Source organism: Cupriavidus ulmosensis, assembly GCF_977008105.1.
The window spans coordinates 1697985-1716250 of the sequence record NZ_CDRMWP010000002.1; the positions used below are offsets into that span (position 1 = coordinate 1697985).

Genomic DNA, 18266 nt, shown 5'->3' on the forward strand with positions numbered 1-18266 from the left:
ACGGCCGAGGTGAAGACCGGCCGGCTGGAGGCCGCCTTGCAAGTACCGGGCAATGTCGCGATCAATGAACGCGGCATCGAAGTGCTGCAGGCCCGCACCAGCGGATTCGTAGAACACGCGTATGCCCGGACCACCCTGATCCGGTCCGAAAAGGTCAAGCGCTGGCGCAAATCTATGCGCCGGAATGGGTCGCGGCGCAGGAAGAATACCTGGCGGTCAACCGGATGGATGGCAGCCTACAGCGCGAGCTGCGCGAGGCCGCCATTGCGCGCATGCGTCAGGCTGGCATGACCGAGAGCCATATCCGGCTGGTACAGTCCACCGGCAAACTGCAGCCGCGGCTGACGATCACCAGTTCGGTGGACGGCATCGTCACCGAAATCGGTGCGCGCGACGGCATGACGGTCTCACCGGGAACGACCCTCTTTCGCATCGCGAGCCTTGCGACCATATGGGTCATCGCCGAGGTGCCTGAGAGCCAGGCCGCCCCGTTGCGGCCCGGACAGACGGTGTCGGCCACCGCCGCAGCCTTGCCCGACGAGACGCTGTCGGGCAAGGTCGATGCCATCCTGCCGGATATCAGCGCCGGTACCCGCACGGTCAAGGTGCGCATCGAATTGCCGAACAAGGCACGCCAGCTGTTGCCCGGCATGTTTGTCTCGGTGCGCTTTGACGCCGCCCCCGGACCGGATCGCCTGCTGGTACCAACCGAGGCGCTGATCCGTACCGGCACGCGCACGGTCGCCATGGTGGCATCCGGCCAAGGCGGATTCAGCCCCGTGGAGGTCAAGACCGGCGCGGCTGCGGGCGGCCAAACCGAAATCATTGAGGGTCTCAAAGCGGGCCAGAAGGTGGTCGTTTCCGGACAGTTCCTGATCGACTCGGAGGCGAGTCTGCGCGGCACTGCACAGCGCATGACCGCGCCCACGGCCGCGTCGGCAGCCGGCGCGTCGGCCCCTGGTGCCGCAGCAGCGCCCGGGCCAGAACATCAAGGCGTCGGCCGGATCGAGGCCGTCACCGAGCAGAGCATGACGATCTCCCACGGGCCCATTCCGTCAGCGCAGTGGGGCGCCATGACGATGGAGTTTGGCGCGCCGCCAGCCGGCATGCCCAAGGGATTCAAGCCGGGGGATCAGGTCCGGTTCCGCTTCCGACTGGACAAGGACGGCGTGGCGACCCTGTCCGCGGTCGAGTCGGCTGCCGCCGTTGCGGGAGCGAAGCCATGATTGCCCGACTCATCCTCGCCTCCATCCGCAATCGCTTCCTGGTGCTGCTCGCCACCGTCATGGTGACCGCGTGGGGACTTTGGGCGGTACAGAGTACGCCGCTCGACGCCTTGCCAGACCTGTCCGACGTGCAAGTGATCATCCGCACGCCCTTCCCTGGGCAGGCGCCGCAGATCGTGGAAAACCAGGTCACCTATCCGCTCACCACGACCATGCTGTCGGTGCCCGGGGCCAAGACCGTGCGCGGCTACTCGTTCTTCGGTGACTCCTATGTCTATGTGCTGTTCGAAGACGGCACCGACCTGTACTGGGCGCGCTCACGCGTGCTCGAGTACCTGAACCAGGTGCAATCGCGGCTGCCCGCGGCAGCCAAGCCCGCGCTCGGACCCGATGCGACCGGCGTCGGCTGGATCTATGAGTATGCCTTGGTCGACAAGACCGGCCAGCATGACCTCAGCCAGTTACGGGCGCTACAGGACTGGTTCCTGCGCTTCGAGCTCAAATCGCTGCCCAACGTCGCCGAAGTGGCCTCGCTCGGCGGCATGGTCAAGCAATACCAGATCGTGCTGATGCCGGATCGGCTGCGCGCCTATAACCTGTCGCAAGCCAAGGTGCTGGCAGCGCTCAAGGGCGCCAACCAGGAAACCGGCGGCTCGGTGCTGGAGTTGGGTGAAGCCGAGTACATGGTCCGGGCGACCGGCTATCTGAAAACGCTGGACGACTTTCGCCAGATTCCGCTGGTGACGAGCGACGCTGGCATCCCGGTATGGCTGGGCGACGTTGCCACCGTGCAACTCGGCCCCGAGATGCGGCGTGGCATTGCCGAACTGAATGGCCAGGGCGAAGTGGCCGGCGGCGTCATCGTGCTGCGCTCAGGCAAGAATGCCCTGGAGACCATTGAAGCGGTCAAGGCCAAGCTCGCCACCTTACAGAAGAGCCTGCCCAAGGGCGTCGAGATCGTTACGACGTACGACCGCTCGGCACTGATCAAGCGGGCGGTGGCCAATCTCACCACCAAGCTGATCGAGGAATTTGCGGTCGTGGCGCTGGTCTGCCTGGTGTTTCTGTTTCACCTGCGCTCGGCGCTGGTGGCCATCGTCTCGCTGCCGCTGGGCGTGCTGGCCGCCTTCCTGGTGATGCGCTACCAGGGGGTGAATGCCAACATCATGTCGCTGGGTGGCATTGCCATCGCCATCGGCGCGATGGTCGATGCCGCGGTGGTCATGATCGAGAACGCGCACAAGCATCTCGAGCACTGGCATGCCGACAATCCGCAGCGCGAACTCCGCGCCCATGAACACTGGCGCGTCATCGGCAAATCTGCCGCCGAGGTTGGGCCTGCCCTATTCTTCTCGCTGCTGATCATCACGCTGTCGTTTATTCCGGTGTTCACACTGGAGGCGCAGGAGGGCCGGCTCTTCTCGCCGCTCGCCTTTACCAAGACCTATTCCATGGCGGCCGCAGCGGGATTGTCCGTCACCCTGGTACCGGTGCTGATGGGTTACATGATCCGCGGCAAGATCCCGTCGGAGCAGGCCAATCCGCTCAATCGCTGGCTGATTCGCGGCTACCAGCCGCTGCTCGGCAAGGTCCTTGCATATCCGAAGACCACCCTGGCGATCGCCGCCGTGCTGCTCATCGCCACCGCGTGGCCCATTATGCGCATTGGCGGCGAATTCATGCCGCGTCAGGGCGATCTGCTCTACATGCCCTCGGCGTTGCCAGGCCTCTCCGCAGGCAAGGCCTCCCAGCTCCTGCAGCAGACCGATCGGCTCATCAAGACCGTGCCGGAGGTGGCGACCGTGTACGGCAAGGCGGGCCGCGCCGATACCGCCACCGATCCGGCGCCGATCGAGATGTTCGAGACCACCATCCAGTTCAAGCCCAAGGACCAATGGCGTGCCGGCATGACCACCGACAAGCTGGTCGAGGAACTGGATCGGGTCGTCAGTGCCGACGGCTGTCCAACATCTGGGTGCCGCCGATCCGCAACCGCATCGACATGCTCGCCACCGGCATCAAAAGCCCGGTGGGGATCAAGGTCGCCGGTACCGACCTGAAGGAAATCGATCGCCTGGCCACGCGCATCGAGGAGGCCGTCAAGACGGTTCCGGGGGTCACTTCCGCGCTGGCCGAACGGCTCACGGGCGGCCGGTACATTGACGTCGATATCGATCGGGGCGCTGCGGGTCGGTACGGCCTGAACATTGAAGACGTTCAGGCGATCGTCTCATCGGCCATCGGTGGCGAAAACGTCGGCGAAGTGGTCGACGGGCTCGCGCGCTTTCCCATCAATGTCCGGTATCCGCGTGACTATCGGGACTCCATCGAGCAACTGCGCAGCCTGCCCATCGTGACCGACAAGGGGCTGCAAATCACGCTGGCCGACGTTGCGCGCATCCAGGTCGTGCAAGGGCCGCCCATGCTGCGCAGTGAAAACGCGCGACTCTCCGGGTGGATCTACGTCGACATTCGCGGCAGGGACCTGCGCTCTGCCGTGCAGGACATGCAGGCGGCGGTCGCCAAAGCCGTCCCGATGCCAGCCGGATACTCCCTGAGTTGGTCGGGGCAGTTCGAGTATCTCGAGCGCGCCACCGCGAAGCTGAAGGTGGTGGTCCCGTTCACGCTGCTGATCATCTTCGTCCTGCTCTATCTGGTATTCGGCCGTCTGGATGAGGCACTGCTCATCATGGGCACCCTGCCGCTGGCCTTGATCGGCGGCTTCTGGTTACTCTATCTGCTGGGGTACAACCTATCGGTCGCGGGGATTGTCGGCTTCATCGCACTCGCCGGGGTCGCTGCGGAATTCGGCGTCATCATGCTGCTCTACCTGAAACACGCTTGGCAAGCACGGCTCGAGGATGGGCAAAGCAATCTCGCGGCCCTGCTCGATGCCATCGAGGAAGGCGCCGTGCTGCGTGTGCGCCCAAAGGCGATGACCGTCGCTGTGATTCTGGCCGGCCTGCTGCCGATCATGTGGTCGCACGGCACCGGCTCAGAAGTGATGCAGCGCATCGCTGCGCCAATGGTCGGCGGCATGGTGACGGCGCCGCTGCTGTCCATGTTTGTGGTCCCGGCGGTGTATCTGCTGCTACGCCGCCGTCAGATCAAGCAAACTTCCCTTTCCCCCAACCTCACACCTCAGGAGGAATCGCAATGAAACACCTCAAGACCCTCGCCGCCGCCCTGGCCATCATTGCCGCACCGGCTGTGTTCGCCGTGGGTTCGATGGACGGCATGGACATGAAGGCACCCGCTGCACCCGCTGCCTCACAACAAGCGGCTCGGCCGGTGTCCGCAGAAATCAAGAAGATCGATGCGCAGACCGGCAAGGTTACGCTCAAGCACGGCCCGATTGAGAACTTGGGTATGCCCGGCATGACCATGGCGTTTCCGGTCAAGGATCGCGCCTCGCTTAGCAAGTTCAAGGAAGGCGATGCCGTGTCGGTGACCTTCGACAAGGTGGATGGCGCGCCGACGGTCGTTGACATGCAGCGCAAATAATCCGCGCCATGCGCGTACGGCTTGCTGCCAACGGCCGTGCGCGTTCTGACCCGCCGGCAGGGCCTAGCAACGTCAAGCCGGTAGGCATTGGCGCCTTTGCGCAACGATCCTGGCTAGCCAAATCCGAATCGAAATCAGACCGTGCGCCACAACCCTTTTGATCTGCCCCACGATGTCCTCGTCGTCGTCCTGAGCTCACTGGCAATCATCCTTGGTATGCTCGGACTGTTTGCTTGGTATCTGCGACGACAGCACGGCTCTCGCCGGCGAACCCCCAACCAGCATGGCACGGTCTCGCGCAAGCGCACCAGGAGGTCGACGAGACGGCGTAAATAGCGGTCGGAAAGGGGGCGTCCACGGGTTACCTGCTTGCCGCTACGGCGCGCACGGGTGGGGGCTTGGCTTCCATTGAATCATCATGGTATGGGCGACGTCGGTGCCCAGGCCGCCGCTACTTTGCTTGCATCCGGGCTAGCAACAGCTCAGGCCACCCATCATGCGCTGATGCATCAAAAGCATGCCTACCACACCAAGGATGGCAAGCACGCCGATGGCAGCGCACACAATCAAGATGACTTTCCAAATTGACGATTTGTTCACGCTTTGTCTCTCATAATGCCAGCTGATGCCGGCAAAGTGTTTCCCTTTCTCGTCATCCGGCACAACAGGATAGCTGGCTCACGTCTTTACTGAACGTCTGCGCCGCGAGCTTCAGGCCCTCGACCATTGTCAGGTACGGAAACAACTGGTCTGCCAGCTCCTGCACGGTCATCCGCGCCCGGATCGCCAATGCTGCCGTCTGGATCAGTTCGCCTGCTTCCGGCGCCACCGCCTGCACGCCGATCAAGCGGTCCGATCCTGCCTCGGCGACCAGCTTGATGAAGCCGCGCGTGTCGAAATTGGCGAGCGCGCGCGGCACGTTGTCGAGCGTCAGCAGCCGGCTATCGGTCTCCATGCCGTCGTGGTGGGCTTCCGCCTCGCTGTAGCCCACGGTGGCGACCTGCGGGTCGGTGAACACGACCGCCGGCAATGCGCTCAAATCGAACGCGGCATCGCCTCCGGTCATATTGATCGCCGCGCGGGTGCCGGCCGACGCCGCCACGTAGACGAACTGCGGCTGGTTGGTGCAGTCGCCGGCGGCGTAGATATGCGGCGCCGTGGTGCGCATGCCATTGTCGATGACGATGGCGCCCTGCGCGGTGACCCTCACACCCGCCGCCTCCAGTGCCAGCTCACGCGTGTTGGGCGCGCGGCCCGTGGCGACCAGCAACTGGTCGGCGCGGATCTCGCCGTGTCCGGTAGTGAGCACGAATTCGCTGTCGGCGTAGGCCACCTGGCTGGCCTGCGTGTGTTCCCGCACTGTGATGCCCTCGGCGCGGAAGGCGGCCGTGACGGCCTCACCGATCGCCGGGTCCTCGCGGAAGAACAGCGTGCTGCGCGCCAGGATCGTGACCTGGCTGCCGAGCCGAGCGAAGGCCTGCGCCAACTCCACAGCCACCACCGACGAGCCGATCACGGCCAGCCGCTTCGGCAGGGTGTCGCTGGCCAGCGCCTCGTTCGAGGTCCAGTACGGGGTGTCCTTCAGACCGGGGATCGGCGGCACCGCCGGACTGGCGCCAGTGGCGATCAGGCAGCGGTCAAACGCCACCTCGCGCTCCCCGCCTTCGACCACGCGCACGCTCAGGGTGTGCCCGTTCTGGAAGCGGGCCTCGCCGCGCAGCACCGTGATGGCAGGCGTGCCTGCCAGGATGCCCTCATACTTGGCGTGGCGCAGCTCATCGACACGCCCCCGCTGCTGGCCGAGCAGGCGCTCGCGCAGGATCGCCGGTGGCGTGGCCTGGATGCCCCCGTCGAACGGGCTTTCGCGACGCAGATGAGCGATGTGGGCCGCGCGGATCATGATCTTGGACGGCACGCAGCCGACATTGACGCAGGTGCCGCCGATGGTGCCGCGCTCGATCAGCGTCACCCGCGCGCCTCGCTCGACGGCCTTGAGCGCCGCCGCCATCGCGGCGCTGCCGCTACCAATGACGGCAATGCGCAGGGCGCTGGCTTGGTCCCCGCCCTTGTCGCCGCCGCCCAGCCAGCCTAGGGCCTTGTCGAGCGGGCTGCCGCGATTTTCCGCCGGCGGGGCCTCGGCGAGCATGGCCCGGTAGCCGAGTCCGGCCACGGCCGCGGTCAGCGCATCCGGCCACGTGTCGGGCTCGGCAGCGATCCGCGCCGTCCCCTTCGGGTAGGACACGACCGCCGACCGCACGCCCGGCACCTTCTCCAAGGCATCCTTGACGTAGACGGCGCACGCGTCGCAGGTCATGCCAGTGATCTTCAGGTGGGTCATGCCACAGTTCCTTCTATCATGGCCAACGCGCGTCAGCCGCGTTTGGCCAGCAGTTCACAGGCGTCCGGTGCGCCGCAGCGCTTCGCCGGCGAGACGAAGTCCCAGATCGATACCCCGACCATGAAGGCCAGGCCGACATAGAGCAGCGCTTCGCTGCACCAGCCAACCATCAAATACACCGCGGCCAGCACAAGGAGCGGGCCGATCACGCCGAGCGCGGTCCGTTGCCACTGCCGATGGTTAAGCCATCCGATCCCATTGGCGAGCAGCGCGATGCCAGCGAACGCCGGCAGCAGGATACGAATGAACAGTCCCTCGTACTGACGCAAGAAGCCCAGGCTAATGGCCGCGCCCAAGCTGGCGATAGCGGGAAAACAACTCGCACAACCCATCGCCGAGACGACGCTGCCGAGGGCACCGGCCTTGTTGACCATGCGCATGATCAGTCCCATGGCGTCGCTCCCTCGCTCCCGTGGCTTACTGCTTGACGCTGGACAGATAGCCCGCGTTCTCGGTCGCCTTGGTCAGTTTCTGCACGCTGGTCTTGGCATCATCGAAGGTGACGACGGCCTCGCGCTTCTCGAAACTCACGCTGGTCTTACTTACGCCGTCGACCTTGGAGAGCGCTTTCTTGACCGTGATCGGGCAGGTCTCGCAGGTCATGCCCGGCACGGACAATGTGACGGTTTGCATCGCGGCCCATGCGGGAGCGACGGCGGCGGCGAGAGCGAGGGCGGCAAACAGCTTTCTCATGGCGAACTCCTGATCAGTAGAACCATGGCGTGACGTAGGGAAATCCGAGCGCGACCAGAACCAGCAGGGCGACGAGCCAGTACATGAGCTTGTAGGTGGCGTGTACCTGCGGGATGGCGCAGGCCTCCCCCGGGTTGCAGACTTGCGGCGGACGGAAAATGCGCCGCCAGGCGACGAACAGCGCCAGCACTGCGGTGCCGAGGAACAGCGGCCGGTATGGCTCCAGCGCCGTTAAGTTACCGATCCAGGCCCCGCTGAAACCAAGCGCGATCAGGACCAGCGGCCCCAGGCAGCAGGTGGAGGCGAGGATGGCGGCGAGCCCGCCGGCGAAGAGCGCACGGCGCCCGGCTTGCGGTTGCGGCATGCGTTTGTCCTTTCGAAGTAGGAAAGGGATAGCGTAACCTTACTTCCGTACTAATGTACGGAGCAAAGCGATATGTGGAGCGAATTGGAGAACCTGACCATCGGCGCCTTCGCCAAGGCGGCTGGTGTCAACGTGGAGACCATCCGGTTCTACCAGCGCAAGGGGCTGCTGCCAGAGCCAGACAAGCCCGCCGGCGGGATTCGTCGCTATGGCGAAACGGCTGTGGTCCGGGTGCGCTTCATGAAATCGGCCCAGCGGCTGGGATTCAGTCTGGAAGAAATCGGCGAACTGCTTCGCCTGGAGGACGGCACTCATTGCGCGGAAGCCAGCAGCCTGGCCGAGCGCAAGCTCAACGACGTGCGCGCAAAGCTTGCCGACCTGAGACGCATGGAGGCCGTGCTGTCTGAGCTGGTGTGCGCCTGCCATGCCCGCCAGGGCAACGTATCCTGCCCGCTGATCGCATCGCTGCTAGCGGGAAAAGTTCGCCAAAGGGCGTAGTGGATGCGGCTACGCTGCTCCAGCTCGTTCCGGCTTCTGCTTCTGCCGCTTCGTCGCAGCCGGCCTCACATGTGCCGTCTCGACGGGCAAGCGACCTGGCCGAGTCAGACATCGTCGCGGGGGCGCAGCGGCTCTAGTGGGCGCAGCGCATGCACGGCGCGCTTGAGCAGCACGATCCAGTCGTCCAGTTCTTCTATGATGGCCTCGGCTTGGTCCACGAGGGTCGGACCAGTGGTTGGATACGACAATGCGGCGCCGTTGATCAGAGTATGTGCCATGCCGTGCAAGCACAGCAGATCGTCGCGCAGCCCGGCTGGCTCACAGCAACGCGCGCGGATCGCATCGAGTTGGTCCACCACGCGCAGGATGGTGGTCGTGTCGAACGTGTCCCGAAGCGCTTGCAACGCCTCGGCGTCGACCCTGCCGTAAGGGGTATCGGTGTCAGGCATGACGCGGTTTGCGGACGGAATGGGCGGGGCCGGCAAAGAGGCTGTCGCGAATCCAGGCTTCCGGCAACCGCTCCAAATTGAGTTTATAGTCGCCGAAGCGCTTGATGTTGCTGGTGAGGTAGGGACTCAGGAAGCCGATGTCGGCCACGTCGACCTTGATCCCTTCCTTCACCATCGCGCGCAGGGCCTGCATCATGTCCGCCGTGTTCTGAAGAATCACGGCCGAGGCGATCAGGTCGTTGTAGCGCAGGCGCTTCTGCTGTTCGTCGGGGTCGTTTTCGGCCAGCACGTCACCGCCGAATGAGAACCATTTGGCAAAGCCATTGTAGGACTCGATCTTGTTGGTGGTCGCGGTGATCTCCTGGCGCAACTCGCGGCTGCCGATCCATTCGAGCAGGAACGCTGTGCGCACGACCTTGCCGAGTTCCTGCGCCGCCAGAAACAGGCGGTTGCGGCGGCTTTCCGAGCCGAACCGGCGCAGCAGGAGCGGCGAGGAGATTGTTCCGGCCTGAATCGATAGCGCTACCTGCATCAGGTCCTGCCAGTGGAAGGCGATCAGCTCCCAGTCCACGATGTCCGAGAACAGCCGGTCGATGTGCTTGTATTTGGTGTTGGCATCGGCTCGGTAAAGCTTCAGATCCTGCCAGTTGCGGATGCGCGGCATCAGGTTGATGCCCAGCAGATGCGTGAAGGCGAACACCGCGGCCGACTGGCCCTGGGTGTCGGCGTGCACGGTATCGGCCTCGACACTCAAGCCGGCCTTGAGCAGACCCTCGATCACGTAGATGGCTTCCCACACGCCGGGCGGAATGAAATGCCGGAACACCGCGATGTAGTTGTCGGCCACGTGCCGGTAGGCCACCGCGCCCATCTTGCGGTAGCGGAAGTGGTAGCCGGCCAGCAGGTTGTTGTCGTAGAAGTCGTACTGAGTGCCGTCAGCCGCGACGGTCTTGCCATCCCCCCAGTGCTTGGGCAGGTCGAGCCGCAGATACAGTTCGATCAATTCCCGCTGCGCGGTTTCGAGACGCTCCAGGCTCAGATGCCGGCGGTTGACGAACGACATCATGTGCGGCGTGACCCGATCCCCCATATGGCGGGCGGCCTGGGTGGGCCCCAGGTTGCAGCCCATGGCGAAGATAGTCAGCAGGTAGCGCTCGGCGGCATTGCGGATCTTGGGGTCGCTGCCGGAGAGCGGGCCGAAGTGCCGCGTGAAGTGGGTCCAGTGCTCGATGTTGGCCAGCACGTCCAGCAGATTGCGCGTGGGCATGCGCCGGATCAGCGCCTGTTGCAGGGCCACCGCGCTGGCCGGGATCTCCCTGGCGATCGTCCGCTTGAGCACGGGTTCGCCGTCCTGGCCGATGGTGACGTGCTGGCGCTTGTCGGGAAAACTGGCATCCAGCGTACGCGCCGTGTCGGTCAGCCACTGGCGTAGATGCGCCACGAAGTCCTGCGCGTTGGCCGGCATGTCCAGCTTGGCGCAGTATTCGGGCAGGCGCCGTTCGCATTCCCGCCAGGGCAGTAGGTGCGCACGGTAATCGGCAAAGGCATCCGACCCCACCACGCACAGGTCGCCGGAGCGTAGCTCGTTGACCATATGCGAGAGCACGCAGAGTTCCAGGTAGCGCCGATTGGTGGGGGCGCCCTGGTCGTGGGGGCGGCGCACCAGCTTTCGCCAGCGTTCCGAGGCGAAGCTCACATCGACGTCGGCGGCAATCCATTCGCGATGCAGGGATTCGTTGTCCAGCACCACCGCAAGTGCCGCCAGCAGCGTGCGCGACTGGCTGGTCGACTCCCATTCAAGCACCTGCGCCAGGCGCAGCATCACGGAGCGGTGCGCGCGGAAATGCCGCCATAGCAGCGGCAGGTAGTTGTTGCCGCTGAAGGCCCGCACCTCGGCGCAGCTCTCGCGCAGCGGCTCCAGATCGCCGGACGGCGCGAGGAAGCGGCGCACCTGCCGGCCGATCAGCGCGTCGTCCTGGCCATCGGCGACGATATCGACCACGCCGTCGAGCAAGGTGACCAGCTTCTCCATCTGCGCGCGCTGACGGGACTGGATGCGCTCCATCTCATCGCGCGCCCGCTTGTGGATGGTGCCCATGCGACGGATGAACATCTCCGCGAGATCGTCGCGGGTGCGCACGCGCATATGGTTAAGCAAGGCGACGATCAGCGTGTAGCGCTTCTCAGGCAGGATCTCCCGTAGATTGGCCGCGTCCAGGCTCATGGCCTGGCTGGCCAGCGAGCGCAGCTTCGAGGCGGGCACGCCTGCGATTGCGCGAGAGAAATCGCCAAGACCGTCGAGTAAGGTCAGGTGTTCTATGAGTAGGCTGAGATGCTTGCGTGATGGACGGCGCGCGTGGCGCTTGATGTTGTTGTAGGCGGTCAGGCGGTTGGTGAATTCCCGGGTGAGAAGCCGGTCCAGCCGCTGCCGTTCCTCATCCGACAAGCGCCTTGCGACGCGTCGAAACAGCGCGGTCTGCGTGCGGGTGTGAATCTGCTCGGCGATGTTGTCTAGGGTGGAGAACGCTGGCAGCTCGACCTGGCGCAGGATCAGCGCATCGATGGTGGCATTGATGATGTCCACTTGCTGGTCCATCGTTTCCGCGGCTTCGCGCGCGGCGCGGATCGTGACCTCGTTGGCATCCGTGCCAATATAGGGCTGGACGCCGAGAAATTCGCGTACCGCCGTGTAATGCCGGTACAGCGTGGGGGACAGCTTGCGGTCATAGCCAAATGCGGCATCTAGCGCCAGACCAGCGCTGGCGCGCACATGGTCGATCACGACGACGGGAATGCTGTCCAGGTTGGGGAAGTAATGCAGTTGCTGGAAGACCTTCAGCAGCACCAGCAAGCCAAGTCGCGGACCTTGTCCACGGGTTGAGCGGGTGGCCCACTCCAGTTCCTCGGCATCCGGCGTGTAACACGCCTGTAACTCCTTGGTGGAGAAAACCTTCGGGAAACTCGGGTAGGCGGTACGCTCGACGGTGGCCATACAGGATCTCGGCAATCTCTGAAGGGCCAGCCAGTCTAGCCGAGGACGATGGCAAAGTTCCAGACCAGAGTTATAACTAACCGAAATGTTTTTGCTTATCTATATAACCCCAGGGCTTATGATCGCCGATTGGCCGCATCTTGGCATGATCCCTCCGACGCGTTCGCTGCAGTGCCCACCACGCTGTGTACCAGCCCCGAAGCCGCATCCACGCCGACATGCGCCTTCATGCCAAAGTGCCATTCATTACCCTTCTTGGTCTGGTGCATCTCCGGGTCGCGGCTCTTCTCCTTGTTCTTGGTCGAAGGTGGCGCCTCGATGATGGTGGCATCCACAATCGTGCCTTCCTTCATCATCAGCCCACGCTCGCACAGCATGATGCCGATCTCGTCGAACAGCTTTCGCGTCAGCTCATGCTCGACGAGCATGCGGCGAAACTTGAGGAGCGTGGTCGCGTCTGGCACCGCTTCGACTGCCAGGTCGATCCCGGCAAACGCCCGCATCGCCACGCTGTCGTACAGCGCGTCTTCCAGTGCCTCGTCCGACAGCCCGTACCACTGCTGCAGGAAGTAAATGCGCAGCATCCGCTCCAGACCGATCGGCGGCCGTCCGCGTTTGCCTTTGGGGTAGTACGGCTCGACCGCCGCAATCAGGCGCGACCACGGCACCACGCTTTCCATCTCCGTCAGGAAGCGCTGGCGGCGCGTCACCCGCTTCTTACCGTGGCTTTCCGCTTCCGCAAAACTGATCTGTCGCTTCATCTCCGACTCATCTCTTGGGCATGCATATGACAACGCTTACAAGCCACCCAACGATGACTTTCGTTCTGAATAAATCAGTCTTTCCCTAACAATCAACCCCTTAACCGTGTCGATATTTCTTCGCCGTTCAGCAGGAGAAGTCGCACCTCGACTGGTGTCGATGCGATTGTACAATCCGGTAAGGGCTTTCTTTACAGCCAAGGGATCGGACATAACCATTCCGTCTTTCACGGTCAACTCGTGAAAAGCGACAAGGATAATCGCAAATACCGCTGGAAACGCGTTGGTCGTCCCTCTCGTGAAGATAATATTTCGAAGCTTGGATCGGCCATTCGCCTCGCAAACGGTGAGTATCTGATCGAGGCAGAACTTGAATTCTTGAGAAAATTTATCGGCACCATATACTTCAAGGGCGTTGTTCACCCGCTCACTCTCAGCGGTCGCAGAGTCGTATATTGCGTCGAGTGCATCTTTTGAACGTTCAATTAGTTGGCCGCCTACGATGCATGCCGCGATGTCAGCGATGCATTGCTCGTCCATGCTATCCCGCAGGTCTGTTGAGCGAAGCACACCTTGCTCGACCCACACTACCTCGTCCGCCTTGACTTCGTAACCATGCTTTACCATGGGCAGATCAATGCTAATACTTGGCATCGATTTGAGAGGGAGTATATCTGCCGAAGCGTCCCCGCGGACACCGCAAGCTATCAGTCTAACCATCTGAGAAAATTCGTTTTCGACGCCAGCTTGGCGGCGCTCTTGATCGCTGAGACGATGGCCATATGTATTAATTCTACCGAATACATCATTCACCTCCTCATCCGTCGCATTTCTCATGACGGAAAGTGCAAGCGTATAATCAAGAACGGCGCTTACATCCTTTTGACTAATCCAGTTTTGAGTATCTGTGATGGAGAAAAGGCCAGCATCAGCACTCGCCTTCGCTGTCGGGAAGTGTTTGACGTCAAAAAAGTCACCATCCAGTGATGAAAAGCCAGTCTCGATAAAGGAAACAATCGCGTGCAATCGCTGGAGACCGTCAATTATTTCATAGCCATCGCCAGACTTCCTCTCCGCTATCAGGATTGCTGGAATCGGATAGCGTTTCACGATCGATTCGATGAGGCGCTGCTTTTCTTCCAGCGTCCAAACCAGTTTTCGCTGATAGCGACGATTTACGAACAGTTTGTCTTCGCGGTACATTGTGTACACGGACTGGATCGACGTCGGTTGAGATGCGAGTTCTGACATGATGCCTCGACGGAAAAAAGGCCATCTTAAACTATCTCAGGATCCCAGCGAGCCAGATATCACAATGAGCAATGCTGGCCTTTCCAGCGATCGTGCAGGATGTTCACGAATGGTAAACGGCATCCCCCACCCCTCAGAAGTCAGGGATGAGGGATGTGCCAATGACCGAGCGATCCTCCCGCCCCAAGCCCGAAAGAAGCCCAACGCCCTGCTACCGCAACGACCTAAACCCAGCCCGCAAGTCCTCAGTAAGCGCCTCCGGCTGCTCCCAAGCCGCAGAGTGCCCCCCTTCTCCGCCCAGCTGTAGTACAGCAGATTCGGGAACGCTTTCTCCACCCAGCTCCTGGGCGCCTGATAAAGCTCGTCCGGGAACGCGCTGACCGCGACCGGGATCTTTATGCCCTTGGGGACGAAGAACGCAAACTTGTTCTCCCAGTAAAGGCGTGCCGAAGACACCGCGGTGTTGGTGAGCCAGTAGAGCGTGATGTTGTCCGGCACGTCGTCCCGCGTGAGGCCTTCAGGTTTGCCGTCAAAGACGCGCGCGATGTCACGAACTGGGGCAAGGCGTTGAGCTTCGCCTCGGCTTTGCGCCAGTCGTAGTCGGTCGACCAGTATTGCGCGAGCTTGCGCATCGTCTCCAGTTGCACGCCTTGTTTCGCGTCGTTGACCAGTTCGCGGCCTGGCCATTTGGTCGCGGCGATCCGGCGGAGCAGGTCGGCGAGCTCCTTGTCGGAGGCGTGGAACCGGAACGGACGGATGGCGGTGTCGCTGGCATACTGCGCGTCCGAGGATGCTTTTGCTGCGCCTGCCGGGGCTGCCGCCGGCGTTGCGGTTGCGGCGTGGGACGCCACGGGAAAAAGAAGCGCTATCGCGCCAGCCAGCGCTGAAGTGACGAGCAGGCGCCTGTAAGCGGGAGTCTTTACGTAGGTCATCGTGATCCACCTTATGCTGTTGCTGTGCAGGTGGACGGAATACTAGATGGCGGATGTATCTCCGGTGTGTGGCTTTGTATCTCTGTGTAGCCCCCGGGGCGCGGATCTATTGTTCTGCGGGTGACTCTTGCGGTGGCGTGTTTCGCGGCGGTACGCTTTCGTCACCTTCGATGCGCAGCCTCGGCAAAAACTGCGGATACTCCCGCTGCATGAAATCAATCAGCCCTTCCCGCACCACGCAGCGCAAATCCCACGCCAGCCCCGAAGAAGCCGCGGTGCACAGCACCCGCAGCTGCATCGTCCGCTCCGTGGCATCGGCCACCACGAGGTTGAAAAAGCGCTGGTCCCACTGCGGCGCCGCGCGCACGATGCGCTCCAGTTCCGCGCGCAGCGGCGCCAGCGGCATGCCGTAGTCGACATAGAAGAACACGGACCCCATGATCTGGGCGTTGTTGCGGGTCCAGTTCTGGAACGGCTTTTCGATGAAGTACTGCAGCGGGATGATGAGGCGGCGCTCGTCCCAGATGCGCAGCACGACGTAAGTGCCGGTGATTTCTTCCACGCGGCCCCACTCGCCTTCGATGATGAGCACGTCGTCGAGCCGGATCGGCTGGGTCAGCGCGAGTTGCAGGCCGGCGATGAGGTTGCTGAACACGGGCTTGGCGGCGAAGCCGGCGATCAGGCCGAGCACGCCGGCGGAGGCCAGCAGGCTGGCGCCGACCTGGCGGGCGCCGGGGAAGGTCATGAGCAGCATGGCGGCGCCCATGACCACCACCAGCGTCATGGCGGTGCGCGCGAGCACGCGGGTCTGCGTGTGGATGCGGCGCGCGTTCATGTTGTCGGCCACGTCCACGGGGTGGCGGTCCATGATGCCTTGCGCGCAGCCGGCGATGATGCGCGCCACCAGCCAGGTGGTGGCGGCGATCATCAGCAGGCCGTTGAGATGGCGCACGCTGTCGATCCAGCGCAGTTCGTCCGGCGCGGCCTGCCAGACCGTTTGCAGCGCCAGCAGGGGCAGGACCACCGTCGACGGCGCGCGCGCTTTCCTGACGACGGCGTGCAGCAGCGGCGCGTGGCGGGTGATGCGCAACAGCAGCAGGCCGCCGAGGCGGTGCGCCAGCAGCGCAATGGCCACGGCGACCACGGCCGCGGTCCATGTGCCGAACCAGGGATGGGCGAGGAGGATTGCCATGTTCATCGGTCGGTCGTCCTGTGTCGTCGCGACTGCGGCGATTATGCAGGGAAGGACACGGGGATGGCACGGAAGTTTCGCCCGCCCCCTCGGGGCGGGCCGCCGCAGTCACGTGGGTCCGTGCGCGCGGCAATACCGGGGCAGGCCGGCGCGGGCGCCGTGGCAGCCGCGCGCCGCGCCGCGTTCAGCCTTCGGCCAGGATCTGGCGGATGGCCTGCTCGAAGGCTTCCACCGGCTGCGCGCCGGTCAGCAGATAGCGCTTGTTGAAGATGATCGACGGCACGGACTGGATGCCCATGCCCTGGTATTCCTGCTCTTCGGCGCGCACTTCGCCGGCGTAGTCGCCGTGTTGCAGCACCTGGCGCGCCTGCGCGGGGTCGAGCCCCGCCGCCTGCGCGGCCTCGACCAGCACGTCGTGGTTGCTGGGGTCCTTGCCGTCGCTATGGTAAGCGCGCAGCAGCGCGAGCTTGAGCGGCAGTTGCTTGCCGTGCAGGCCGGCCCAGTGCAGCAGGCGGTGCGCGTCGAAGGTGTTGTAGACCTGTTCGCGCGGGCCGAAGGCAAAGCCGACGGCGGCGCCGCGCTCGCGGATCATGGCCTGGGTCTCGGCGATCTGCGCGGGCGTGCGCCCGTATTTCTTGCCGAGATAGTCGACGATGGCTTCGCCGTCCGGTCCCATCTGCGGGTTCAGCTCGAACGGATGGAGCACGATCTCGGCGTCCACGGCGTCGCCAAGCCGCGACAGCGCAAGCTGGAGCGAGGACAGGCCGACGGCGCACCACGGGCAGGCGATGTCGGAGACAAAATCGATTCTGAGCGGCTGTGTCATGGCGGATCTGGTGGCGCGGCCTGCGGTGCGGCCGGCCCGATAGAAGGTCAGGATGGCCCGACAGGGTAGCCCGAATCGCCGATCCTTGCAGGATGGCGATTCGGGCATGTCCGCCGCCCGCTCAACGCCCCCAGCGCAACACCAGCGGGTCCAGCCGGCGCGCGATCTTGAGCAGCCCCGCGCGCGTGGCCGGGTACATCGGCTGGAGCGGATGGCGCACCGCGTCGGAGGCGATCACGCCGCCCTCCTTCATCAGCACCTTGCTGGTGGCCAGCCAGCCCTGGCGGTTCTCGTAGTTGATGAGCGGCAGCCATTGCTGGTAGTGGTCGGCGGCGCCCTCGGCGTCGCCGGCCTGGTAGGCATCGACGATGCGGCGGATGCCGTCCGGGAAGCCCGCGCCGGTCATGGCGCCGGTGGCGCCGGCGTCGAGGTCGGCCATCAGCGTGATGGCTTCCTCGCCGTCCCACGGGCCGACGATGGCGTCGCCGCCGAGCGCGATCAGCTCGCGCAGCTTGGCCGCCGATTGCGGCACCTCGATCTTGAAATACGACACGTTGGCGATTTCCTTCGCCATGCGCGCGAGGAACGGCGCGGACAGCGTGGTGCCGCTGACCGGCGCGTCCTGGATCATGATGGGGATGTCGATGGCGTCGGACACCGTGGCGTAGAACGCATGGATGGCGTGCTCGGGCACGCGGATGGTGGCGCCGTGGTACGGCGGCATCACCATCACCATCGCGGCGCCGGCGTCCTGCGCGGCGCGGCTGCGTTCGGCGCAGATGTGCGAGCTGAAGTGCGTGGTGGTGACGATCACCGGCACGCGCCCCGCCACGTGGTCGAGCACCGTGGCCATCAGCGTGCTGCGCTCGGCGTCGGTCAGCACGAACTGCTCCGAGAAGTTGGCCAGGATGCAGATGCCGTTGGAGCCGGCGTCGATCATGAAGTCGATGCAGCGGCGCTGGCCATCGAGGTCGAGGCCGCCCTGCTCGTCGAAGATGGTCGGCGCGACCGGGAATACGCCCCGGTAGGCGGTTTGGCGGGCTGGCTGGGTCATGTCTGTCTCCTTGTCGTGCGCAGGGGCCGTGTTCTTGTCTCGGGTGCTTGCGCAATATAAGAGCGTCCGGCGTCCGATGTATATTGAAACCTTTCCATCTGGCGATCGCTTTTACGACTCACTGGC

14 protein-coding genes and 3 pseudogenes are annotated in these 18266 nt (G+C 63.8%); 5 read left to right on the top strand and 12 right to left on the bottom strand.

Annotated elements, in window-relative coordinates:
• Positions 1–170: 170 nt before the first annotated feature.
• From ACWTPI_RS27240 to ACWTPI_RS27255, 4 genes and pseudogenes are all read left to right on the top strand, one after another.
• The gene (locus ACWTPI_RS27240) at positions 171–1226 is read left to right on the top strand and encodes an efflux RND transporter periplasmic adaptor subunit (RefSeq protein ID WP_454740819.1); all 1056 of its coding nucleotides are present in this window, start codon (positions 171–173) and stop codon (positions 1224–1226) included.
• Positions 1223–4386, top strand: a pseudogene (locus ACWTPI_RS27245) (efflux RND transporter permease subunit). The gene ACWTPI_RS27240 and the pseudogene ACWTPI_RS27245 overlap by 4 nt, the downstream one beginning before the upstream one ends.
• Entirely contained in the window at positions 4383–4730 is a 348-nt protein-coding gene (locus tag ACWTPI_RS27250) for a copper-binding protein (protein ID WP_454731557.1), read from the top strand. Before ACWTPI_RS27245 ends, ACWTPI_RS27250 begins: the two are co-directional and overlap by 4 nt.
• 423 nt (positions 4731–5153) lie before the next feature.
• Entirely contained in the window at positions 5154–5318 is a 165-nt protein-coding gene (locus ACWTPI_RS27255) for a hypothetical protein (RefSeq protein WP_454731556.1), read from the top strand.
• 64 nt (positions 5319–5382) lie between these two features.
• On the opposite strand, the gene merA is transcribed toward ACWTPI_RS27255, so the two are convergent.
• Genes merA through merT form a run of 4 tightly spaced genes read right to left on the bottom strand, consistent with a single transcriptional unit; the run spans position 5383 to position 8185 of the window.
• A complete protein-coding gene (merA, locus tag ACWTPI_RS27260; protein WP_454731555.1) occupies positions 5383–7068 on the bottom strand; it encodes a mercury(II) reductase in 1686 nt (561 codons plus the stop codon).
• A gap of 32 nt (positions 7069–7100) precedes the next feature.
• Positions 7101–7520 (bottom strand): organomercurial transporter MerC, encoded by a 420-nt coding sequence (gene merC / locus ACWTPI_RS27265; protein ID WP_454731554.1) that lies wholly within the window; start codon positions 7518–7520, stop codon positions 7101–7103.
• A gap of 25 nt (positions 7521–7545) precedes the next feature.
• Entirely contained in the window at positions 7546–7821 is a 276-nt protein-coding gene (gene merP / locus ACWTPI_RS27270; protein WP_454731553.1) for a mercury resistance system periplasmic binding protein MerP, read from the bottom strand.
• 13 nt (positions 7822–7834) lie between these two features.
• Positions 7835–8185 (bottom strand): mercuric ion transporter MerT, encoded by a 351-nt coding sequence (gene merT / locus ACWTPI_RS27275; protein WP_454731552.1) that lies wholly within the window; start codon positions 8183–8185, stop codon positions 7835–7837.
• Positions 8186–8257: 72 nt separating this feature from the next.
• Here merT and merR point away from each other — a divergent pair, with 72 nt between their 5' ends.
• Entirely contained in the window at positions 8258–8683 is a 426-nt protein-coding gene (gene merR, locus ACWTPI_RS27280) for an Hg(II)-responsive transcriptional regulator (RefSeq protein WP_454731551.1), read from the top strand.
• A gap of 104 nt (positions 8684–8787) precedes the next feature.
• Here merR and tnpC read toward each other — a convergent pair whose 3' ends face one another.
• The 8 genes and pseudogenes from tnpC to ACWTPI_RS27320 form a co-directional block, all read right to left on the bottom strand.
• Positions 8788–9132: a Tn3 family transposase post-transcriptional regulator TnpC gene (tnpC, locus tag ACWTPI_RS27285; RefSeq protein ID WP_454731550.1), complete on the bottom strand. Its 345-nt coding sequence runs from the start codon at positions 9130–9132 to the stop codon at positions 8788–8790.
• Positions 9125–12124: a Tn3 family transposase gene (locus ACWTPI_RS27290; RefSeq protein ID WP_454731549.1), complete on the bottom strand. Its 3000-nt coding sequence runs from the start codon at positions 12122–12124 to the stop codon at positions 9125–9127. The genes tnpC and ACWTPI_RS27290 overlap by 8 nt, the downstream gene beginning before the upstream one ends.
• A gap of 146 nt (positions 12125–12270) precedes the next feature.
• Positions 12271–12885 (bottom strand): annotated as a pseudogene (locus ACWTPI_RS27295) (IS5 family transposase); the annotation flags it as partial.
• A gap of 36 nt (positions 12886–12921) precedes the next feature.
• A complete protein-coding gene (locus ACWTPI_RS27300) occupies positions 12922–14136 on the bottom strand; it encodes a DUF262 domain-containing protein (protein WP_454733286.1) in 1215 nt (404 codons plus the stop codon).
• Positions 14137–14347: 211 nt separating this feature from the next.
• A pseudogene (locus ACWTPI_RS27305) lies at positions 14348–15068 on the bottom strand (epoxide hydrolase N-terminal domain-containing protein).
• A gap of 106 nt (positions 15069–15174) precedes the next feature.
• Positions 15175–16266, bottom strand: coding sequence for a mechanosensitive ion channel family protein (locus ACWTPI_RS27310; RefSeq protein ID WP_454733287.1), 1092 nt, complete (start codon positions 16264–16266; stop codon positions 15175–15177).
• A gap of 178 nt (positions 16267–16444) precedes the next feature.
• Positions 16445–17086, bottom strand: a complete 642-nt coding sequence (locus tag ACWTPI_RS27315; protein ID WP_020205477.1) for a DsbA family oxidoreductase — start codon at positions 17084–17086, stop codon at positions 16445–16447.
• Positions 17087–17207: 121 nt separating this feature from the next.
• Positions 17208–18140, bottom strand: a complete 933-nt coding sequence (locus tag ACWTPI_RS27320) for a dihydrodipicolinate synthase family protein (protein ID WP_454733288.1) — start codon at positions 18138–18140, stop codon at positions 17208–17210.
• Between the last annotated feature and the right edge of the window lie 126 nt (positions 18141–18266).